The following is a 2,433-nucleotide window of genomic DNA, read 5'->3' as shown; positions in this document are numbered from 1 at the left end:
CAGCAGCACGTTCATGTGCCCGGGCATGCGCCCGGCCACCGGATGGATCGCGAACTTGACCTTGACCCCGCGCTCGATCAGCCGCTGCGCCAGTTCCCAGATCTTGTGCTGCGCCTGCGCCACCGCCATGCCGTAACCGGGCACGATCACCACGCGCTCGGCGTAGGCCATCATCGCCGCCACGTCTCCGGCCTCGATCGGCTTCTGGCTGCCGGCGATCGCCTGCGCCTGGCCGCCGCCGCCGAAGTTGGAGAACAGCACGCCGCGGATCGGCCGGTTCATCGCCTTGGCCATCAGCCGGGTCAGCAGGATGCCGGCCGCGCCGACCATCATGCCGGCGATGATCAGCGCCTCGTTGCCGAGCACGTAGCCCTCGAAGGCCACCGCCAGGCCGGTGAAGGCGTTGTACAGCGAGATCACCACCGGCATGTCGGCGCCGCCGATCGGCAGCGTCATCAGCACGCCCAGGGCCAGCGCCAGCACGAAGAACAGCACGATCGCCAGCGGACTCAGGCTGATCGCGGCCCAGGCGCCCACGCCCAGCATCGCCACGCACACCAGCAGGTTGAACGCCTGCTGCGCGGGGAAGGTGACGCGCTTGTCCAGGCGCCCGTCGAGCTTGGCCCAGGCGATGATCGAGCCGGACAGCGACACCGCGCCGATCGCCGAGCCGATCACCGCCAGCGCCAGCGTGGTCGCATCCGGCTGGCGCGCGGCCAGCGCGGCGATCGCGGCCTCGCTCCAGTGCGTGGTATCGCGGCGCATCAAGAACGAGAAGCGCAGCAGCTCCACCGCACCGATCGCCGCCGCCGAGCCGCCGCCCATGCCGTTGTACAGCGCGACCATCTGCGGCATGTCGGTGATCGCCACCTTCTTGGCGGAGATCCACGCCGCGGCGGTGCCGAGCACGATCGCCAGCACGATCAGCGGCAGGTTGTGCAGACCCGGCAGCAGGAAGGTGGCGGCGGTCGCCAGCAGCATGCCGAAACCGGCCCAGCGGATGCCGCTGCGCGCGGTCCTGGGCGAGGCCATGCGCTGCAGGCCGAGCAGGAACAGGGTGGCGGCGACCAGATAGCTGCTCTTGATCAGGATCGGCAACAGTTCCATCAGCACGCGTGCTCCGAAAAAGGACATCTGCCCGAGTGGCAGAAAGTACGAGAGGACGCCCGGCGCGAGGCCGAGCGGTGCCAGCAGGACGGCCACGGCCAGCGCCGCGGCGGTGCGCCGATGCCGCGCATTCAATCCTTCGCCTTGGTCTTGGAGGCATCCGGCTTGCTGGACTTGAACATGTCCAGCATGCGCTCGGTCACCACATAGCCGCCGGCGGCATTGCCGGCGCCGAGCAGCACCGCGACGAAGCCGATGGCTTTCTCCAGGGTGGTGTCGGCATGCCCCAGCACCACCATCGCGCCGATCAGGACGATGCCGTGGATGAAGTTGGAACCGGACATCAGCGGGGTGTGCAGGATCACCGGCACCCGCGAGATGATCACATGCCCGGCGATGGCCGCCAGCATGAAGATGTACAAGGCCACGAACCCGTCGCTCATCGCACCATTCTCCCGGGCGCCGCGCCCGTCCGCCGCATCATAACCGCGTGCTGAACCGCTGTGCGATGCCGGCATGCGGTTGTGCGAAGGCCGCCAGGCCCGGCCGGTCAACCGTGCCCGCCACCGCGCGTTAACCACGACATCCCCCTGCCGGAAGCTAAGCTGTGCTGGTGAGCACGCCCGCCCTCGCACCGCCATCGACCGATGCCGACACCGAACAGCGCCCGCTGCCGGCGTCGCTGGACGCGTTCCTGGCCGAGATCGGGCCGCGCGCGTTCCGCTTCGCCGAAGCCGGACTGCGCCAGCGCGAGGACGCGCTGGACGCGGTGCAGGACGCGATGATCAAGCTGCTGGCCTATCGCGAGCGCCCGGCGCAGGAATGGACGCCGCTGTTCTGGAGCATCCTGCGCCGGCGCATCATCGACCTGCAGCGCCGCCGCACCTTCCGCCTGCGCTTCTGGGCGCCGACCAGCGAGCGTGACGCGGACAGCCCGCCGGACTGGGCCGACGACGGCCCCAATCCGTCCGAGCAGCACGAGCGTCGGCAGACCCATGCGCGGCTGGTGACGGCACTGCGCGCGCTGCCCGCGCGCCAGCGCGAGGCCTTCACCCTGCGCGTACTGGAAGAGCTGGACGTGGCCACCACCGCACGCGCGATGGGCTGCTCGGAAGGCTCGGTAAAGACCCATCTGTCGCGCGCCCGCGAGGCGCTGCAGAAACATCTGGAGGACGTCCGATGACATCCGATCGCACCCGCCCGGCGGATTTCGACACGCAGATGCGCGCCGTCCACCAGGCCGGCTTGCAGGCCCTGCCCGCGCCGACCCTGGCGCGGCTGCGCGCCGCACGCCAGCAGGCCAGCCGTGCGCACGCGGCGCCAAGC

3 protein-coding genes are annotated in these 2,433 nt (G+C 70.2%); 1 reads left to right on the top strand and 2 read right to left on the bottom strand.

Annotated elements, in window-relative coordinates; genetic code table 11:
* The coding region (locus tag D183_RS0113800) for an NAD(P)(+) transhydrogenase (Re/Si-specific) subunit beta (RefSeq protein WP_026144465.1) at nucleotides 1-1,134 on the bottom strand (1,134 nt) is incomplete at its 3' end.
* Nucleotides 1,135-1,238: 104 nt separating this feature from the next.
* Entirely contained in the window at nucleotides 1,239-1,550 is a 312-nt protein-coding gene (locus tag D183_RS0113795; RefSeq protein ID WP_017909519.1) for an NAD(P) transhydrogenase subunit alpha, read from the bottom strand.
* Between the two features lie 164 nt (nucleotides 1,551-1,714).
* On the opposite strand from D183_RS0113795, the gene D183_RS0113790 reads away from it, so the two are divergent.
* Nucleotides 1,715-2,290 carry an RNA polymerase sigma factor gene (locus D183_RS0113790; RefSeq protein ID WP_017909518.1) on the top strand — a complete coding sequence of 192 codons (576 nt, stop codon included), beginning with the start codon at nucleotides 1,715-1,717 and terminating at the stop codon, nucleotides 2,288-2,290.
* Nucleotides 2,291-2,433: the final 143 nt, after the last annotated feature.

Source organism: Xanthomonas sp. SHU 199 (genome assembly GCF_000364665.1).
GTDB classification, from domain to species: domain Bacteria; phylum Pseudomonadota; class Gammaproteobacteria; order Xanthomonadales; family Xanthomonadaceae; genus Xanthomonas_A; species Xanthomonas_A sontii.
The sequence above is the reverse complement of the archived record's forward strand: the minus strand, read 5'-3'. Positions and strand labels throughout refer to the sequence as shown.